This is a genomic window from Singulisphaera acidiphila DSM 18658 (assembly GCF_000242455.2).
GTDB classification, from domain to species: Bacteria; Planctomycetota; Planctomycetia; order Isosphaerales; family Isosphaeraceae; genus Singulisphaera; species Singulisphaera acidiphila.
Window position 1 is genome coordinate 896,234 of record NC_019892.1, and the last position, 19,069, is coordinate 915,302.

Sequence of the window (19,069 nt, forward strand, 5' to 3'; positions counted from 1 at the left end):
AGGGATGGGGTTCGGACGGGGTCTCACCATATCTGGGGATCGAGTCCCCATCAATAGGCGGCGGCGCAGGTTGAATCTCCATCGACGGGCTGCGCATTCTTTAGTGAGGCGTCATTTGGATGCGGATTGTCGTCGGTCTTGCCGCACGACAGACGAGGAGTTGCCTGACCTCGTCGCGCCAGCAGATCGCGTCGGCCGGGAAAAAGGTGATGGCCGAGTTGCGTGCGAAGAGGGCGTTGGGCACGAAGATCTCGGTATCTCCTCGAGCCGGATCGTGGTCCCAAGCGAACGACAGTCCGCATCCCCCTTGGTTCGCTTCCTGATAATGGAAGAGAAGCGGAGTACCTGCCGTGTGGCGGGGATACGGACGAGGCTGGAAGTTGGGGCGAATGGCCCCCGCCGGGTCGAGGATCGAGAAGTCCTCGCCGTTCCAGCCGTCTTTGGTCTGGTCATTCCACCGTGGGGTGTAGTTCCACTGGGCGCCCGAGGCGAGGCATGCATCGAGGCGGTCGTAGAGGTGGGAGACGTAACCGCCTGCGTTGCGGGTGTCGGCGCCCACGCCGAACTCGCCGAGAAAGAGGGGGACGTTCCACTCGTTGGCCTTCGCCGTCATGTTGGCGAACGCATGGTGGGCGGTCGTGGGCGAGCCGTACCACCGGTTCAGCGCAAGGGTCGACAGCTTATAGAAGTGGGGCGCGTAAGCGACGCCGGCGAACGCGGGGCGAGGCAGCCTGGTCTGAATGCCCGTATTGGTCGTGACGTGCCCTTCGATAAACATGAGGGCCGATGGATGCTGAGATCTCAGGACGGCGGTCGCGTCGCGATAGAGCGGGGCGAGTTCCAGCTCCTCGTCTCCCCAGGGCTCGTTCATGAGGTCGTAGCCAATGACGCCATGTGTATTTGCAAAAGTCATGCTGATTCGCGAGAGCATCATCAGGTAGCGGGTCCGAACCCCCATGGCGTCGGTGAAAAAATCGTGGAACGATCGATGCGTCGTCGGGTCGGTAGCCATGAGCACTGGCCAGTACCGACTGCTGGGGCTGTTGTCGGGGGTCGAGGGCCGGCCGCGGTGCGAGACCGCCCAGCCTGGGAAACCATCGCCGCTGCCGCGCGACGCATAGCGCGAGAATCCGTCTTGATGAATGTCAATCACGACATACATGCCGTGAGCCCAGGCCGCTTCGGCCGTGGCTCGGATCTCCGCCAGGTAGGACTCGTCGTAGTATCCCGCCTGAGGCTCGTACGCTTCCCAGAGGAAGAGGAGGCGAACCACGTTCATGCCCAGCCCCTGGAGTCGGGCGAAGTCGATCTCGGTCAGGCCGGGGCGGAATGGGGGGACCTTGGAATCCCCTGTCAGGTTGACTCCGCGAAGAATGACCACGCGTCCGGTGGGCTCGACGAAGTGTCGGCCCGCCGCCATCAAGCTGGGAGGGTGAAGTGCCGGAGAAGAAACCGGGGGACTCTTTGGAGGCGCCGGTGGTCTGCTCCACGGCTCTCCTGAAGTCGCGTCGCGACCCATGGCAAAGACGAGCAACACCAGCGTCGCGAGGCAGCGAGCCAAGAAAATGGGGGGGATATACTGATGGCGCATCGTGGCCTGGTTTGGTCGATCCGTCCGCGTCCGACCCCGGCTCATGCCGAGGAAGGATCATACCACTATGGTCGTGGGCACGCACTTCAAGGGCATTATAGCTCTCGTTTTGCCACCAAGGCCGTTCGAACGCCCTCGGATCAGGGAAGAGAGGCGTCAAGATTTGAGTTGCCGATGGCGTATCATCAGTGGCATCCAAGGGAAACGAACGTGGATGGGAGCTGCGGAAACTCAGAAAAAAAAGCCGGCCCGCTCTCCCATTTGCGATTCGATGTCGTCCGCCGGCGGTAGCGGGCTTGCTTGTTGGGTTGGCGACCATGAGGCTGACGGTAAGCCTGCGGTCGAGATGGTTTGGGGGTGTTGGTTCGGTCGTCGAGTGTGGCTTGGCTTGGTCTCCTCGGTTGAGTTGAATGCCTGGGCTGAGCTTGCGAGGCATCGACGACAACGATCCTCAGGCCCCTGGCGGCCGATCAGGAGGACCGATACGCTGGAGATTCGCTCGGGGGTGAGACTTCTCCCTTTATCTGCGCGTTGTGGGCTGATGAGGCCTGAGGCGGAGACCATGGTGGGGCGTTTTCGATTTTTTCCGGACGAACCTCCGCGACGGCCGCCCGGTCGCTGTCCGAATTGCCGTCGACTGACACTTCAGTATGAGTCCCCAGGTGGTGATCTCCCCGAGCCTTTGCCCCACCCGATCTACCGGTGTCTGGGGTGCGGCCAGCGCTTTTGGCGACTGTTTGCCGGACGCTGGGGCCCGATCTCTGCGAACGAGGATGGGGGCGATTCTTCCGCGCTACCGTTTCCTGCACAACCGCTTCAACCCGAGGAGGAACCGCGACCTCGAAATCGAGTGGGGGCGAGGTGGAGATTTGAGCTTCGTCATGTGATGTACTTGATTGCCTGGATTTCACTCAACTTGGCGACTTGCCCCAGGGTGAGCTGGTCGTGGGAATCACTCCTCAACCTGACGCTGCTTCTGCTGTTCCTCAATGGGGCGCTGGTCCTTTTTCTGAGGACAACGAGTCGATTGAGCCGGTCTCCGATTCCCAGAGGTTTAGGCCAGCGACCCTGGCCCTGACCGGTTTGATCTTGGCCTCGCTCTGGCCAGGGGCGAACGGGGCCGGGCGTTTTTGGCCTCAACGAAATCGTCGCGGAACTCCTGGATCGATCTTCGTCTGGATCCTCGCTGGGAGATGAAGCTATGGCCTGCATGTTCATTATGGCGTTCGTCTGGCCTGTTCCCTTGGCGCTCGCCGCCTTGGGCGCGGCCGATCCGGCGAACGCCCCCGCCCCCGAGGCCGCGCCCACGCAACTGATCCAGGCCGTTGGTGATGCCGTCCTGGCCCATCAGATTGACCCGCCGTCGCGGCAAGAGATGATCTGCAGTGGAATCAAGGCGGCCTCAAATGCGGCCGGAGTGCCCGTGCCCGCCGGGTTAGGGCGACGGGTTTCGGCGATGGCGGCCCCCGAGCAATTCGCTGCGCTCGTCGAGGAAACCTGGCCTTGGTCTCCCGAGCGGAAAGAGACCACGCCCGAAAGGCTCACTTATGCCTTCATTGAAGGGATGCTCCAGGCGATTCCGAGCGAGACCAGGCTGTTCACCGCCAAGGAAGCCAAGGTTCATGAACAACTCCAAGGCAACCTCTATGTAGGGATCCATGTGCAGATCGATTTTGATTTGGCTGAGACCCGCCCGAAGATTGTGCGTGCGCTGGAGGGGGGCCCCGCACAACGCGCGGGGGTTCTCGGTGGCGACCTGATCGACGAGATTGATGGCAAAGACGCCGCCGGGATGAGCACCAACGAACTCGTGGACCGGATTCGAGGTGAGGAAGGGACGGACGTCGAGCTCGTGTTTCGGCAGCCGAAGTCGAAGGAGCAGCGACGGCTCATGATCACACGTCGTCGCCTGTTTCGGCCGACAATCAAGGGGGTTCGCGAGCGTGTCACCGGCGGCTGGGACGCTCGGATCCATGAGTCGGACCCGATCGCTTACCTCAATATTGAATCGATCGACGGAAGTACGCCCCACGAGCTCCGGCAGTTTGCGCGACAGCTTGAGTCGGAGGGGTTCCGAGCGTTGGTGCTCGACTTGCGCTCGTTAGCCCATGCGGACTTCCACGCGACCGTTCTCCTGGCGGATGAATTGCTCGATGGCGGAACGATCGGCCGGGTTCGGACGGCCGACCGGGGCATGACCTATCAGGCTCAGCCCGACGCGCTCTTTCGGGGTTGGCCGTTGGCCGTTTTGATCAACCAGACCACCGTGGGCCCGGCGGAGTGGCTCGCCGCCGCGCTCCAGGACAATCACCGGGCGACCCTGGTTGGCACACGAACCTGGGGCGATGCCGCGGCGAAGACGATCGTGCCGGTTGCCGGGGGGGACTGGGCGATCGAGATGGTGACCCGGATCCTGGAACGTGCGGATGGCCGGCCCATCGGCGTCCTTCTGCCCGCCCAACCTGGTCAAGGGATTGCGTTCCCGGCAAGACAACCCCAGAAGGGGCGATTGGACCAGGGAGGGGTGAAGCCCGACCATCCTTTCGCTGCGGCGGATGCGATGGTGAGGCCAGGTCTCTCGGGTTCACGCCCGCTCCCGGCCACGGATGAGAAATCCCAGGACTTGCTCGACCTCACCAGTAAGGAAGCCCTGCGCCTCCTCAGCGAAGAGCTGAAAGCGACCGGAGACGCAGGACAATGAGCCTCAAGAGAAACGCGTTCCTGCACGGTGCCACTCTTCTCCTGTTGGGGGGTGCCTGTCAGCCCGGGGCGACCGGCGCTGAGCCGCCGCTGGTTGCGACCTTGCCGACCCGAGTACGCCAGCCCGTCGCCTTGGCTTTCGGTGACCAGGGAACTCGCCTGTTTGTCGCCAATCGGCGGAGCGGCAGTCTCTCGGTTGTTGATGCGTCGACGATGGCCGTTGTGGCCGAGTTTGACGTCGGCCGCGGTCTGGCTGACGTTGCCCCCCTGCCCGACCACCACCACCTGCTGGTGGTCGACCAAGCGGCCGACACGCTGCTCTTGCTGAAAGATCGGGATGGCTCGATCCGCGTCGTCGACCGGATCGAGGTTGGGCCGGACCCGGTCAGCCTCAGCGTTTCGATCGATGGAATGACCTGTGTCGTGGCTTCGCGCTGGTCGCGACGGTTGACGGTCGTCGAGATCAGCAAAGGGAGCGAACATCCCACGCTCACGCTCGTGCGGACCCTCGAACTGCCGTTCAGCCCACGGCGGATGATCCGCCTCGGCGAGGGTTCGAGGCTTGTCGTGGCCGATGCCTTCGGCGGCAAGCTCGCTGTGGTCGACCTCGAGCGTGGGGCCATCGAGTCGGTTCGGTCGTTGCCCGCGCATAATATCGGGGGGCTTGCGCTTTCGCCGGACGGCCGGTCGCTGCTGGTGGCGCACCAGGTGCTCAATCCTTTGTCGATGAGTCGATTCGAGGACGTTCACTGGGGCTCGATGCTGAGCAACCCGCTTCGGGTCTTGCGGGTTGATCGGCTCCTCGCCTCCGGGACTGACTCTGAGCTGCTCCGTGGGAGTCGCCTGCTCAGGCTGGGTGACGTGGGCAACGCGGCCGGCGACCCAGCTGCGGTGGCCTTCGACCGACTTGGCAATTACGTAGTTGCCCTGGCGGGGGTCGGCGAGGTGGCCATCGGCGCGGGGACGGGCGAACCGTTGCACCGGCTCGCTGTGGGCCGCCGGCCCACGGCGATCGCCCTCGATCCGCAGAGGACGAAGGCGTATGTCGCCGATACGGCTGACGACGTCATCGCTGTCGTCTCCCTCGGCGCGGCCGAGCGGATCGGGACGATTCGCCTGGGTCCACGTCCGGAGCCAAGCCGGGCTGATCGCGGCGAGTCCCTCTTTTTTGATGCCAGGCTGTCGCACGACGGCTGGATGAGCTGCCAGAGTTGCCACACCGACGGCCACACGACCGGCTCGAAAATCGACACGCTCGGCGACGGCTCCTTCGGCGCACCGAAACAGATTCCGTCGCTGCTCGGCGTCGGCTCGACTCCCCCTTGGACCTGGCTCGGAGGCGTCGACCGGCTCGAAGTCCAGGTGCGGAAGTCGATCGAGACGACCATGCAGGGCCGGCGTCCGAGCGACGAGCAGGTCGAGGACCTCGCCGCCTACCTTCGCACGCTCGCGAGTCCGCCCGCAACTCTGGCTCTGGTTTCACCGGTCGACCCTGCGGTGGAGCGTGGCCGCGCGCTCTTCGTCGCCCGGGAATGTGCGGCTTGCCACGCGCCGCCCCACTACACCACGACCGAATGTTACGACGTCGGACTCATCGATGAAGTCGGCAACCACATGTTCAACCCCCCCTCCCTCCGGGGTATCGGCGTGCGTGCCCCCCTCCTCCACGATGGCCGGGCGAAGACCCTCAGCGATGTCTTCGCCACCCACCACCATCCCCATGACGCCCAGTTCTCACTCCAGGAGGTTGCCGATTTAGTTGCGTTTTTGAAGACGCTTTGATTCGCAGGGCAAGCACGGTCTACCGGTTTCACGATGCTTTCGCTGCGCGGTCGAGGAACCGGGTCGCGGCGTGCATGATCGTTTCTTCGGCGGCCTCGGCGCGAGGTAGTTCGGCGGTGAGCCGGCCTTCGCAGAGGACGAGGATCCGGTCGGAGACGGCCAGTAGCTCGGGAAGTTCGCTCGAGGTCATGATGATGGACATGCCCTCGGCGACCAGGCGGCGGATCAAGGCATAGATCTCGGCCTTGGCGCCGACGTCGATGCCGCGGGTCGGCTCGTCGAGGAGCAGGACCTTGGGCCCGGTCAGGAGCCAGCGGGCGAGGATGCATTTCTGCTGGTTGCCGCCCGAGAGGCTCGTGATGGCCGCGCCTCCGCCGTCCGTCTTGATCGCGAGTTGGCGGATCGAGTCGGTCACCGCGAGCGCCTCGGCGCGGCTGTCGATCAGGCCGCCACGGGTCAGTGAATCGAGGTGGCGGATCGTGATGTTTTCCGCCACGGTCATCCGGTCGAAGAGGCCGAGCGTTTTGCGGTCCTCGGTCACCAGGGCGATCCCGGCGGCGATCGCCTGGCCGGGGTCGCGGAACCGGACCGGTTTGCCCTCGAGTCGGATCGTGCCGCCGGGTGCGGCCTGGCTGGCGCCGAAGAGGGCCTCGAGCAGTTCGGTTCGCCCGGCGCCGAGCAGGCCGGCGATGCCGAGCACCTCACCGGAGCGGGCCTCGAAGCTGATGTTCGAGAGCGCGGGGCGACCGCTGCCGGGGGGACAGTCCAGGGAGAGGCCGTCGACCTGGAGGAGGGCCGCGCCGGCGACGGCCTTGTGCTCGAACTGGAGTTCGGCAATCTCGCGGCCGACCATCCAGCGGACGACCTGCTCAGGGCCGGTCTGGGCCAAGGGTGAATCGGCGACGTTCCGGCCGTCGCGGAGGACGGTCACGTGGTCGGACAAGGTGAAGATCTCGTTCATCTTGTGCGAGATGTAGAGCACGGTCGTCCCTTGCTTGCGCAAGTCATCGATCACGCGGAAGAGCCGCGCGACCTCGGCGTCGGAGAGGGCCGAGGTCGGCTCGTCCATGATCAGGACGGCCGCGTCGAAGACCAGGGCCTTGGCGATCTCGACCATCTGCTGGTCGCCGATCCGGAGGTCGCCGACCCGGGTTCGGGGCGAGATGGGCGTGCCCAGGCGGTCGAACAGGCGCCGGGCCTCGGCCTCCATGGCGCGGTTGTCGAGCCAGCCCGGCCCGTGGGTCTTCTCGCGGCCGAGGAAGATATTGGCGGCCACCGTCATCTGCGGGACGAGGTTGAGCTCCTGGTAGATGATCCGGACCCCTGCGTCCTCGGCGGCGCGCGGCCCTGAGAAGCGGACTTCGCGGCCGTTCATTTCGATCTGGCCGTCGTAGTCGTTGATCGCGCCGGCGAGGATCTTCATGAGCGTGCTCTTGCCCGCTCCGTTCTCGCCGCAGAGGGAGTGGACTTCGCCGGCCTTGGCCGTGAAGGTCACGTCGCGGAGCGCGTGGACCCCTCCGAAATTCTTGCTGATCTGCCGCATCCGGAGCCGGACGGATTCTTCTGGGACGCTCATTTTGCGATTTCGTCCGTCGAGGAAGTCTCGGTGCCTGCCAGCCGAGCCGTGATTTTTTCTAAAAAAGGGGATGGCCCCATCCTACGTGCCCACCTCGCGGCGCGGAAGTACCCCGTACCTCCTTTGCCGTGAGCCGTCTTTTGGTTTTCCGTGTGTTCGTGTGTTCGAGGGGGTATCATGAACCTCGATCGGATTCGATTCGATCGGTGCGCCCTCCCTGAATAAAGAGGAATGAGCGAGGTCCACGACCGTGCAGCAGACGCAGTCGGAGATCACCTACATCGTGGCCTATCGCTGCCCGAACTGTCAGGTTGCGCTCGAGGCACGGACCAGCGAGGCGAATACCTGGCTCTGCTGCCCGAAGTGCGGGCGGGCGAGCCTGCCGCCGGAACTCATGAGGCCGCCCCGTGTCGCCCACCTGGCGCCGGACGACGCCGTTCTGGTGATCGGCCCCGACCAGGATTCCGACGCCCCGGAGGCTTCCCGTGCCCACCCCGGCGCCATTCGCCGGGTTCTCCTGACCGTCGGCCTGCTCGCGGCGCTCATGATGCTCGCGATGGCGTTCCTCGAGGGAAACTTCGTGAACGTGGCGATCTTTGGGGTGGTCGCGATCATCGTGGTCGTGATCATGGGCTTTACGTCAAGGCGGCGCTGAGCTGTTGCGGCCCGCACTTGGGCCTTGGATCATGCTTCAGGCTGCCCGGCGTAGGCATCATCCTCGGGGTGGTAGTCGAGCCACTCGGTCGCCTCGCTCAGGCTCCAGCGCATCCCTCGGTTGTTCGACATCCCATTGGCCACCAGGAAGTCGCGTTCCTCAACGTCCGACTCGACGGCCCCCTCGAAGAGACGTATGAGGTCGCCATTGGAGAGCCACAGGCCCCGCGACCAATCGTCGGGGAGGGTCTCCGGCCGGTTCTCTCCCGGCTGAATCCAGCCGAGCCGAAGCGCGATGAATGTCATGTCGAACGAGCTCGCCAGGCTTCGGCCGAGCCGTTCGCCCATCAGCTTGGTCGCCCCGTAAGGGCCATCGGGCTGGGGGGGGCGGGTGACGTCGATCGGCCCGTCGTCGAGTTCTCGATAGCCCCCCATCACGTGATTCGAGCTGGCGAAGATCACGCGATCGATGCCTGCGAGGGCCGACGCATGGAGCACGTTGCTGAGCGCATCGAGGTTGGGCCCGACCAGCTCTTCCCACGAAGCGGAGTCGTTGGGGTTGGCCGCCAGGTGGATCACCGTGTCGACCCCGTGGAAGTGGGTAATCCAGTCTTCGTCCAACTCGGACAGGTCGGCCACGATGACGTCGGGATCGTCCGGGTCGGCCACGCGATCGATCAGGACCAGGTCGTAGAGCTCGTGCCAGGCGGCTCGGAGCTTTCGGCCGATGTTGCCTGACGCTCCGGTGATGAGAACGGTGCGCGGACCTTCCTCCATGTCCTCGTCGTCGAACTCGTCGAGCTCTTCCGCGGGATTGTAGATAGGCAAGCTGGGCAGGGAGTCCGCACCATTGAGGCGGTTCTCCTCAACATTGTCGGCTGACTCGTCGGGGTTCATGGCTGGAGCTTTCCGGAAGAGGCGTGAGGCGGTCCATCGCGAATTCGATCAACCAGCCGAAGCGGCGCCGTCGCCCCCAGACGATACCGCATGAGGGCGAGGAACACCAGGAGCCCCGGCGCGCGGGTCTTCGGACCGTCAGAACGGCTTGCGGATTCCGAGGACCTTGGCCACCGCTTCGAGGAAGAAGTATTCGCCCCACATCACCGACTCGTCGACGCCCAGCTTCTTATGAAAATGATAGACGCCGTGCATGAGCACCCCTTCCCACCCCGGCTTGTTCCAGGCGAGGTAGTGGTCGGTGCAGAGGGTGTCGAGGATCGTCAGGCTGGCGTTTCGGTAGCGGCGGGCACGGTCGGGATCGTCCGTGAGCTCGGCCAGGTTCCAGAGCCCGGAGGCCGCGATTGCGCCGGCCGAGCTGTCGTCGATCCGGTCGGGGCCGGGGGGAACGTCGAAGTCCCAGGGGGGGATGAGTCCTTCCGGACAGCGTTCGATGAAGTGGTCGGCGTTGCGCTCGGCGACGGCGAGGTCAACTGGGTTCTTCGTGTAGCTGAAGACGGTGCCGTAGCCGTAGAGCGACCAGGCCAGCCCCCGGGTCCAGTCGGACTCGCCACTCAACCCTTGGTGCGTGGTCTGGCGGAGGAATGCGCCGGTCCTGAGGTCGAAGATCCCCTCGTGTGCGGTGCCGCCGTCGGGTCGGACGAGGGTTCGCTCGGTGGTGCGGCAGTGGTAGACGGCCAGGTCATAGAGGGCGTCGTCGTTCGTCTCCTTCGCGACGTAGAACATGATCGGCACGTTCATCATGATGTCGATGAACAGGCTTTCGGGAGCGACGAACGACCGGAGGTACTTCCCTCTGGGGTTGAACCGAAGCGCCAGGGTTTGCCCCGCCTGGATGAGCACCTTGCGGAGCGCGGGGTCTCCGGTCAGCCGATACCAGGGGAGGTATGTGTTCATGAAGATAAAGCCGAGGTCGTGGACCTCGCGGTCGTGCTGCTTATGCTCGATGAGCTTCGAGTAGTGCTCAGCCTGAGCGCGCCACCAGGGGTCGCCGTCGCGTTCCGCGAGCAGCCACATCATGCCGGCGTGGAACCCTGCGCACCAATCGGTCCAGAGCTCGCCCTCGTGCTTCCAACGCCCCTCGACGGTATAGATCGGAAAATAGTCGGGGGTCCGCTCGATCGTCGCCCGGACCTGGCGGCCCGCGAAGTCAAAAGCCCGCTCCAGGCGAGGCTTGAGGTCGGCCAGGTCGATCTCACGAGGTTCGGCCACGGTTCGTGCTCCTTACGGACGCATGTTTCTTTTCGAAAACCGCGTCGAATATACCGTACCGGGCCGAAAACGGAGACGGAATAACGTCCCGAAGCGGAAGACGGCTGGACCATCGCCGGCCCCAAAAGGCAACCGGGGAGCATTGGCCCACTGCAAGCGTCAGTACTCCGACGCAGTCGGCAAGGCCTTCCGTCTGAGCAGAGAGAGAGCGAGAAGGGTGACCGAGAGGATCCCGAGCGTCCAGGCGAACTGTCGACGGTCGGTCGATCCTCGGACAACGCTGGCGAGGAGCACCAAAATGACGGCAAACTCGCTCCCGACGATCGCGCCGATCGCGACTTGACGTTTCCAAGGACTCGGCTCGACCCTGACCTCATCACCGCCCAGGCTGGGGGATGACGCCCAACTCGACTGCGCGACCGGCTCCGCATCACTCCACGATTCGACGGCTTTGCTGAATGTTCTGATTTTTCGTTTGCCGAGGGACGCAAGGTGCGGAGACATGTCCAGCTCCAAAGCCGTTCTTAGCGGGAGGGTGGAGTCTATCGAGCATGGATGTTATCTGCGTTTCTAAATATATCATAAGAGAGAACGCGAGCCTTCGTCTAGTCTCTTGTGAGTCCGAGATCGCGAGTTTTTTTGCGTTTTTCGCCTGGTTTTGCCTTTGGTGTCGGTGGGATGGGCTGGCGTGGAAAGGTTTGGCGATAAGAGGAAATGAAACGAGGGCGGTATGCCTTGATCCATGGCCCGTTTCGGAACCTGCAGGCATCATCAGCGAATCGCGATGTTGCCATTTTTCCTGGGACCGTGGGCGCCTCGCTCGCTCTTCAATTTCATGAATTCAAATTTCAATAAATTTAATTGATTTTGAGAGCGTTCGGGGAGCTTCGCCCGCAATCAATCATCAGAAACCCCGTTGGCCGCTCACTGGAGGGTGATGATCAACGGGGGTCGTTCCTGAGATCGATCAATTGATTGGCCGAGACGATTATCGCGGTCTCGCAAGCAAGGCTCAGGCTTCCTGAGGGGTCAGTTGTTCGGCGAGAAGCTCGATCGGGTGCAGCGCGTTGTGTCCGGCGAGGCCGTGGACCTGGCTTCGGCACGAGAAGCCGGGGGCGACCAGTCGCGCCTTGGGGTTGGCCTGCATGGCCGGCAGGATCACGCGATTGGCCAGGGCCGCGCTGACCTCGTAGTGGCCATGCTCGTAGCCGAACGAGCCGGCCATGCCGCAGCAGCCCGAGTCGAGTTCCTTGACCTCGAGCCCGGGAATCCGGCGGAGGGCGGCCATCGTCCCGGCCGTGCCCACGAGGGCTTTTTGCTGGCAGTGGCCGTGCAGGAGGACCTGCTCCTCGAGGGGACGCAAAGGGAGCGAGGGGACCCGGGCCGGGTCGGCCACGAACGCGTCCACGAGTTGTGAGGACTTGGCGACGAGGTCGGCGTCGGGGCCGAGCCGGAAGTCGCGGTACTCGTCGACCAGGGTGAGCAGGCAACTCGGCTCGCAGCCGAGGATGGGCGTCCCCTTGCGGGCGTGGCCGACCAGTCGGCGGACGTTCTCGCGGGCGAGGTCGCGGCCCAGGGTGAGCAGGCCCTTGGAGAGCGCGGGGCGGCCGCAGCAAGGGAGGCCCGCCAACTCGACTCGGTAGCCGGACGCCTCGAGCACTCGTACGGCGGCCCGGCCGATTTCCGGGTTGTTGTAGGTGGTGAAGCAGTCGTCCATCAAGAGGACGGACCCCTGAGTCCCCGCGCGGGGGTCAACCGGGTGGCGGCGGAACCAGCGGCGCAGGTTGTCGCGTGCAAAAGTCGGCAGGGTTCGTCGTCGGTCGATCCCGGCGACCTTCTCGAGCAGCCATTTGAACGAGGGCTGTTGCAGGGTCCAGTTGGCCAGCGGGGCCGTCGCCGAGCCGATCGGGTTGAGCCGGTGGATGTGGCCCATCAAGAGCGTGCCGATCGGCACTCGCTTCTCTTTGTAGACCTGGTGGAGGACTTCGGCCTTGAGCTTGGCCATGTCGACGTTCGACGGGCACTCGCTCTTGCAGGCCTTGCACTGAAGGCAGAGGTCGAGCGCCTCGTGGAGCGCCTCGTTCTGGAATCCGTCGCGGCCGAGCTCACCGGTCATCGCCATCCGGAGCGCGTTGGCGCGGCCCCTGGTCGTGTGCTCCTCCTCCATCGTGACCATATAGCTCGGGCACATGGTGCCGGTCCCTGTCTTGCGGCAGGCACCGACGCCCGAGCACATCTCGACGGCCCGGGCGAACCCGCCCTGGCTCGAGAAGTCGAACACGGTCGACTCGGGCTCGTGAGGGTGGTAATCGGGGCTGATGCGTAGGTTGTCGCCGGGGTCGGGCGCGGCGACGACCTTCCCCGGGTTCATCCGGTTCTCGGGGTCGAAGGCGCGCTTGACGGCTTCGAACGCCCCGTAGACCTCGGGGCCGAACAGCTTGGTGTTCCAGAGGCTGCGGGCCAGGCCGTCGCCGTGCTCGCCGCTCATCGCGCCCTCGAACTCGACGACCAGGTCAGAGACCTCGCGCGCGATTGTCCGTAGCGACTCGACCCCCTCGTGGGTTTTGACGTTGAGGATCGGCCGGATGTGCAGGCAGCCGACGTCGGCATGGCCGTAGCAGGCGGCCTCGACCCCTTGGCGTTCGACGATCGCCTCGAATCGTTCGTAGAAGGCGGGCAAGCGGGCGGGAGCGACCGCTGTGTCTTCGACGAAGGCGACCGGCTTGGAGTCGCCGACCAGCCCCATCAGAAGTGAGAACCCGGCTTTGCGGACCTTCCAGAAGTCGTCCTTTTCGGCTCCTCCCAGGCTTTTGCGGACTCCCAGGACGTGCGGACGCCCTTCGAACCGGCGGGCCAGGTCGTTGGCCCGGTCGGCCAACTCCTCCGCGCTGTCGGCGTAGAACTGAGCGGCGAGGACCGCGGCCGGACGCCCTTCGGCGAACTCCATCCGCCCCGCGTAGGCGGGGTGGGTTGCGGCCAGGTCGAGGATCATCCGGTCGAGCATCTCGACGGCCACCGGACCGGTCGCCACGATCTCCTCGAGCCGATCGAGCGCGGCCGGGATTGTTGCGAACGAGAGTACGACGAGGCCGGTTGCCGCAGGGATCGGTACGACCTTGAGCTCGGCCCCCTGGACGACCGCCAGCGTTCCCTCCGACCCGACGATCAAGCGCGCCAGGTTGAACTGCCAAGGGTCGTCTTGCCAGCCGGCCGCGCGGACCGGCAGGCCCGGCACGAACTCATCGAGGTTATACCCGCTGACCCGGCGGAGGATTTTGGGGAACTTCGCCTCGATCGCCGCCCGGTGCCGGGCGACGGTGTCGCGGACCACGCGATGGATCGTGCCGACGGAGTCGGGCCGGGCGCAGAGCGCATCGAGTTCGGTCGCCGGGACCGGGCCCAAGGTCGTCGACGTACCGTCGGCCAGGACGACGTCGACCGAAAGGACATGGTCAACGGTCTTGCCATAGCGGAGGGACCGCGCGCCTGCCGAGTTGTTGCCGATCATTCCGCCGATCGTGGCGCGGTCGCTGGTCGACACGTCGGGCCCGAACATCAGGCCGAGCGGTCGGAGGTGGGCGTTGAGCCGGTCGAGCACAACTCCCGGCTCAACCCGCACGGTCATCCGGTCGCGATCGACCACGCCGACCCGGTTCAGGTACTTGGAGAAGTCGAGCACGATGGCCGGGCCGATCGTCTGCCCCGAGAGACTTGTGGCCGCCCCTCGCGGCACGATCGGCACGCCCTCATCGGCGGCAATCCGGACGGTCGCCACCACGTCGGCCGCCGTGCGTGGCACCACCACGCCCAGGGGTTCGATCTGGTAGAGGCTCGCATCGGTCGAGTACAGGCCGCGGCTTCCCCGATCGAAGCGAACTTCGGCACGAGTTTCCCGGCTGAGACGGTCTTGGAGGCGCTGCATGTTGGTGGTCGTCGTCATCGCAATATCTTATGCCAGGATGGTCCCCCAAGGCGATCCCGTCTTTGCCTTTCTTTTTGATAGTCCCGGCTCGAAACGCGTTGCTTTTTTTCACGATTCACCCGGCCGCCAAACGAGACCAAACGACCCGGGGCGAGGGGTTGATGCTTCTGTTGCGATGAGAGGATCTCGCTTGTCGCCTTTGGGCATCATTCAAGTGCCTTTTCTTCGTTGCATGTTTCGCAAATTGCCTATTCTTCCAAAAGGGCAAGCTCGCTTTGACCATGCACGGTTTTGGGGATTAACATGCTTTCTCTGGAATCGTCGAGCCACTGAGTCGTGGTGGGGTCGTTTAAGAAAAGAAATAAGGGAGAGAAAGCAACTCAAGCTCATCCTTTCAGATTCCAATGAGTGTGTGCTTCCCTCCCCCTTTGGCCCGCTCTGAGCTTAGCTCAGAGGAATGGAGTCTCCCGCAAGGCATTCGTTTCCCCGATCGCCACCTCCTCGAGAGGTGTGTTCGGAAGGGTGTCCGGTGCTGCGCATATTACAAGCGAGGAAATCGAGATGCGGAATTGGCGTGTTCGTGGGATTGTGGGTTTGATCGCCATCCTTGTGATGACTTCGGGAGAGGCTCAAGCGGGGATGTCGCTTGGTCCTGCTCAGAATTACAGCGTCTTTATCTTGGGGAACGCCAACCAAGCTTACACCGACTCGGAAGGACGGGTGGCGATTGGTGGAAACGCGACGTATACGGGCTACAGCGTCGCGTCGAAGCTTCCGACCAATACCACAAACGCGCTTGTGGTTGGCGGCAACCTGGTCTTCAGCAACGGCACCATCAATGGTGATCTCCACGTCGGCGGAACGACCAGTTTGTCGGGGGTCAACGTGACTGGCAGCAAGTTTCAGGATAAGCCGATCGACTTTACGGCGGCTGCGACGTCGTTGAGTGCCTTGTCGTCGTTCCTGGCGTCGCAAGCGTCGAGCGGAGCGGTGGGCGCAGGGGCGCTCGGCCTGACCCTGACGGGCGTTTCCAGTAGCCTCAATGTTTTCAATCTGACGGCCGCCCAGTTCGCCAGCGCCAACAACAACGGCCTCAATATCGTCGCTCCTTCCGGCTCGACTGTCTTGATCAACGTCGATGGAACCTCTCCTTCGTTGGCGAACTTCCAGATGTACGTCAACGGATCGGCTTCGGAAACGAACCCGCTGATCAATAACATCCTGTTCAATTTCTCGAAAGCGAAGACACTGACCGACTCGAACGTCTCGATCTACGGCAGCGTCTTGGCACCTGGCGCCGCGCTTCAGTTCGACTACAACCACGTCAACGGTTCATTGATCGGGGCCTCGCTCAACGGGCATGTTGAGGTGCACAACTACCCCTTCGGAGGGACGCTCCCGCAGGCCGTCCCCGAGCCTTCGTCCTTCGTTCTCATGGGAATCTGCGGTCTGGTCCTCGCATTCTCACCGCGATTCAGGGCCATCTGCCTCAGGCGTGCCCCGCTCGTGGAATCCTGAAAAGTGCGGCATCGAACCATGGAACATACGGAAGCTGAAAAAGAGTGATTGCTGAATTGAATGAATTTGGAAATCAGTCATTACCTTGGTTTTCGTGGGCTTCCGTGTTTTCCGTGGTGCGGTGTTGAGTCTTGGTTCAGGGGCGCCGCCGAAGTTCGGCGGGTCGACGGCCGCGTCCGAGGTTGTGCGCGGTGTTGATCAACGAGACGTGGGAGAAGGCCTGAGGGAAGTTGCCCAGTTGCCGGCCCGTCGTCGAGTCGTACTCTTCCGCGAGGAGGCCGACGTCGTTGCGGATGGCCAGGAGCCGGTCGAAGATCAGTCTCGCCTCGTCGGCACGCCCCTGGAGTCCCAGGTTGTCGGCGTACCAGAAGGTGCAAGGGAGGAACGATCCCTCACCGGGGGGGAGGCCGTCGACCTCCGGATCGGTTTCGTAGCGGGCGACGAAACCAGCCTTCATCAGCCGGCGCTCGATCGCCGCGACCGTTCCGAGCACCCTGGGATCGTCGGCCGGCAGAAAGCCGACCAGCGGGACCATCAGCAGGCTGGCGTCGAGCCGGTTCGTGCCGTACGACTGGACGAAGGCGTTCAGTTCGGAGTTGAAACCGTCGCGGCAGACCTCCGCGTGGATCTGGTCGCGCACGGCCCGCCAGCGCTCGACCGGCCCCTCAACCTGGAATTGCTCGACCGACTTCACGGCGCGGTCGAAGGCCACCCAGGCCATCACCTTCGAGTGAGTGAACGGTCTTCGTTCCCCACGGACTTCCCAGATCCCCTCGTCGGGAAGCGTCCAGGCCGTCTCCAGGTGGTTGAGTAGGAGGTGCTCGACGCGCCATCCCTCTTCGAGGGGGGCTATGCCGTCACGACGCCCCTGGTACAAGGCGTCGATGACTTCGCCGAACACGTCGAGCTGGAATTGGTTCGAGGCCGCGTTGCCGATCCGCACGGGGCGCGAACTCTCGTAGCCAGGGAGCCAGGGGAGTTCCAACTCGGTGAGCCTGCGCTCGCCCGACAGCCCGTACATGATTTGCAGCTCCGCCGGTTGGCCGGCCACGGCACGGAGGAGCCAATCACGCCACTGACGCGCTTCCTCGAGATAACCCGAGGTCATCAACGAGTAGAGGGTGAAGGTCGCGTCGCGGATCCAGCAATAGCGATAGTCCCAGTTCCGGACCCCTCCAGGGCATTCGGGCAAGGACGTGGTCGGGGCGGCGACGATCCCGCCCGTCGGCGCGAAGGTCAGAGCCTTCAAGGTGATCAACGAGCGACGAACCGCCTCGGTATCGCCCTCCACATCCGGGCACCCCTGCGACCAACGGCCCCACCACTCCGTCGTCTCCTCGATCGCACGTTCGACGTCGACTTGCCGTGGGCACGGCTCGTGCGAGGGGTGCCAGGTGGCCTCGAACGGGATCCGCTGACCGTCGGCGACGGTGAAGTCGGCGACCGTCGTCAGGCCTTCGCCCCGGATTTCGGCGCCGGCGGTGAACCGGAGCATGTCCGGGCCTCCGATCGCCGAGATCGAGCCGTCGGTCCGCCGGACCCAGGGGACGATCGAGCCGTAGTCGAACCGGATGCTCAAGTCGAGCCGCATGGGGACTCGTCCCCCCCTGCCCTCGACCAGGCGGAGGACGGTTGGGGTCTCGGTGGTCATCGCCATGGCGTCGATGACCGCGACGCTGCCCGAGTCGGTCTCAAACTCGGTCTCGAGCACGAGCGTCCCGGGCCGGTAGCGCCGGCTGATCCGGCGGATCTTTTCCGCCGGGGCGATCTGCCAGCGTCCGTTCTCGGCTGTGCCCAGCAATGCGGCGAAGCAGGCGCCCGAATCGAATCGAGGGACGCAGAGCCAGTCGATCGACCCATTTTTCCCGACCAGGGCCGCGGTCCGGCAGTCTCCGATCAAGGCGTAGTCTTCAATCCTCAAGGCCATGACGCTTGGTCCTTTGGCTTGGGTTGGAGGCGGGCCGCCACGATCGGGGTGTCGGCTCGGTTCGTGATTATTGTACCTTGGATGGTCGTTCAGGCCTGGTGGAAGTATGAGGCCAGAAACGAGATCAGTGGGTTGGAAAAGTCATCCTCTCTTGTAAGGGTGGGCCATGCCCTTCCTATCAAGAAGGCTATCTTGGAACGGTGGAGTTGTGACGTGGTCGATTTGCGGGTCCGTCTCGGACGCTTGGAGTTGAAGAACCCGGTTCTTGTCGCTTCGGGCACGTTCGGCTACATCCGGGAGATGGCCCCCTTCGTCCGGCTCGACCGGCTCGGCGGGGTGATCCCCAAGACCGTGACCTACCGGCCGAGGGCGGGCAACCCGACTCCTCGGACCGTCGAGACCTCCTCGGGCCTGCTCAACGCGATCGGCCTGGACAACGATGGCATCGACCACTTCCGGGAGCACCACCTCCCTTACTTGCGGACCGTCGGCACGGCCGTGATCGCCAACATCGCGGGTGAGGACGAAGACCAGTTCGTGGCGATGGCCGAGACCCTCGGCGGCGACCCCGGCCTCGCCGGGCTCGAGCTCAACGTCTCGTGCCCGAACGTCAGCCACGGCCTCGACCTGGGAATCGACCCCGACGCGGTGGGGCGGCTGGTGCGACGCGTCCGCGCGGTGACCCCTCTTCCCATCATCGCCAAGCTGACGCCGAACGTCACCGACATCGTCGCCATCGCCCGGGCGGCGGCCGAAGGGGGCGCGGACGCCGTCAGCCTGATCAACACGTTTCGCGGCCTGGTCGTCAACTGGCGAAAGCGGCGGCCGGTCCTGGCCAATGACGTCGGCGGCCTGAGTGGCCCCGCGATCAAACCTCTCGCCTTGCGGATGGTCTGGGACGTCGCCCGCGCCCTGCCCGACTTGCCGATCATCGGCATCGGCGGCATCGCCAGCGTCGACGACGCCCTCGAGTTCCTCGTCGCCGGCGCCTCCGCCATCCAGGTCGGCACCGCCACCTTCTACGACCCGACCGCCTCCGATCGCCTTGTCGGTGACCTCAGCCGGATTCTCGAAGAAGAGAAGATCGACGATGTCAACGACCTCATCGGTACGCTTCGCTCAAATCGGGACGTGAGCCCGGTGGAAAGTGCCCCGAAGGCAAAAGGCTGAGTCTCACCGGCAAATGACGGACGTTGCGGTGCTACGGGGGCCGAGTACGGAACCCGTAGC

At 64.2% G+C, this 19,069-nt stretch carries 12 protein-coding genes; 5 read left to right on the forward strand and 7 right to left on the reverse strand.

Annotated elements, in window-relative coordinates:
* Positions 1-100: 100 nt before the first annotated feature.
* Entirely contained in the window at positions 101-1,591 is a 1,491-nt protein-coding gene (locus SINAC_RS03520; protein ID WP_015244317.1) for a cellulase family glycosylhydrolase, read from the reverse strand.
* Between the two features lie 1,201 nt (positions 1,592-2,792).
* On the opposite strand from SINAC_RS03520, the gene SINAC_RS03530 reads away from it, so the two are divergent.
* A complete protein-coding gene (locus SINAC_RS03530; protein ID WP_015244319.1) occupies positions 2,793-4,292 on the forward strand; it encodes a S41 family peptidase in 1,500 nt (499 codons plus the stop codon).
* Positions 4,289-6,073 (forward strand): cytochrome c peroxidase, encoded by a 1,785-nt coding sequence (locus tag SINAC_RS03535; protein ID WP_015244320.1) that lies wholly within the window; start codon positions 4,289-4,291, stop codon positions 6,071-6,073. The genes SINAC_RS03530 and SINAC_RS03535 overlap by 4 nt, the downstream gene beginning before the upstream one ends.
* Before the next feature lie 28 nt (positions 6,074-6,101).
* Here SINAC_RS03535 and SINAC_RS03540 read toward each other — a convergent pair whose 3' ends face one another.
* Positions 6,102-7,649, reverse strand: a complete 1,548-nt coding sequence (locus SINAC_RS03540; protein WP_015244321.1) for a sugar ABC transporter ATP-binding protein — start codon at positions 7,647-7,649, stop codon at positions 6,102-6,104.
* A gap of 250 nt (positions 7,650-7,899) precedes the next feature.
* Between SINAC_RS03540 and SINAC_RS03545 the strand changes: the two genes are divergently transcribed.
* Complete coding sequence (locus tag SINAC_RS03545; protein WP_015244322.1) at positions 7,900-8,304, forward strand: hypothetical protein; 405 nt, start codon at positions 7,900-7,902, stop codon at positions 8,302-8,304.
* Between the two features lie 29 nt (positions 8,305-8,333).
* On the opposite strand, the gene SINAC_RS03550 is transcribed toward SINAC_RS03545, so the two are convergent.
* From SINAC_RS03550 to SINAC_RS03565, 4 genes are all read right to left on the reverse strand, one after another.
* Positions 8,334-9,200, reverse strand: a complete 867-nt coding sequence (locus SINAC_RS03550; protein ID WP_015244323.1) for an NAD-dependent epimerase/dehydratase family protein — start codon at positions 9,198-9,200, stop codon at positions 8,334-8,336.
* A 138-nt stretch (positions 9,201-9,338) separates the two neighbouring features.
* Positions 9,339-10,472, reverse strand: a complete 1,134-nt coding sequence (locus SINAC_RS03555; RefSeq protein WP_015244324.1) for a glycoside hydrolase family 88 protein — start codon at positions 10,470-10,472, stop codon at positions 9,339-9,341.
* Between the two features lie 159 nt (positions 10,473-10,631).
* Positions 10,632-10,976: a hypothetical protein gene (locus SINAC_RS03560; protein ID WP_015244325.1), complete on the reverse strand. Its 345-nt coding sequence runs from the start codon at positions 10,974-10,976 to the stop codon at positions 10,632-10,634.
* Positions 10,977-11,484: 508 nt separating this feature from the next.
* Positions 11,485-14,412, reverse strand: a complete 2,928-nt coding sequence (locus SINAC_RS03565; protein WP_015244326.1) for an FAD-binding and (Fe-S)-binding domain-containing protein — start codon at positions 14,410-14,412, stop codon at positions 11,485-11,487.
* A 543-nt stretch (positions 14,413-14,955) separates the two neighbouring features.
* Between SINAC_RS03565 and SINAC_RS03570 the strand changes: the two genes are divergently transcribed.
* Entirely contained in the window at positions 14,956-15,912 is a 957-nt protein-coding gene (locus tag SINAC_RS03570; protein WP_015244327.1) for a choice-of-anchor A family protein, read from the forward strand.
* A 136-nt stretch (positions 15,913-16,048) separates the two neighbouring features.
* On the opposite strand, the gene SINAC_RS03575 is transcribed toward SINAC_RS03570, so the two are convergent.
* On the reverse strand, positions 16,049-17,839 hold the full coding sequence (locus tag SINAC_RS03575) for a glycoside hydrolase family 15 protein (protein WP_015244328.1): 1,791 nt from the start codon (positions 17,837-17,839) through the stop codon (positions 16,049-16,051).
* 213 nt (positions 17,840-18,052) lie between these two features.
* Between SINAC_RS03575 and SINAC_RS03580 the strand changes: the two genes are divergently transcribed.
* Positions 18,053-19,009 (forward strand): dihydroorotate dehydrogenase, encoded by a 957-nt coding sequence (locus SINAC_RS03580; RefSeq protein ID WP_015244329.1) that lies wholly within the window; start codon positions 18,053-18,055, stop codon positions 19,007-19,009.
* Positions 19,010-19,069: the final 60 nt, after the last annotated feature.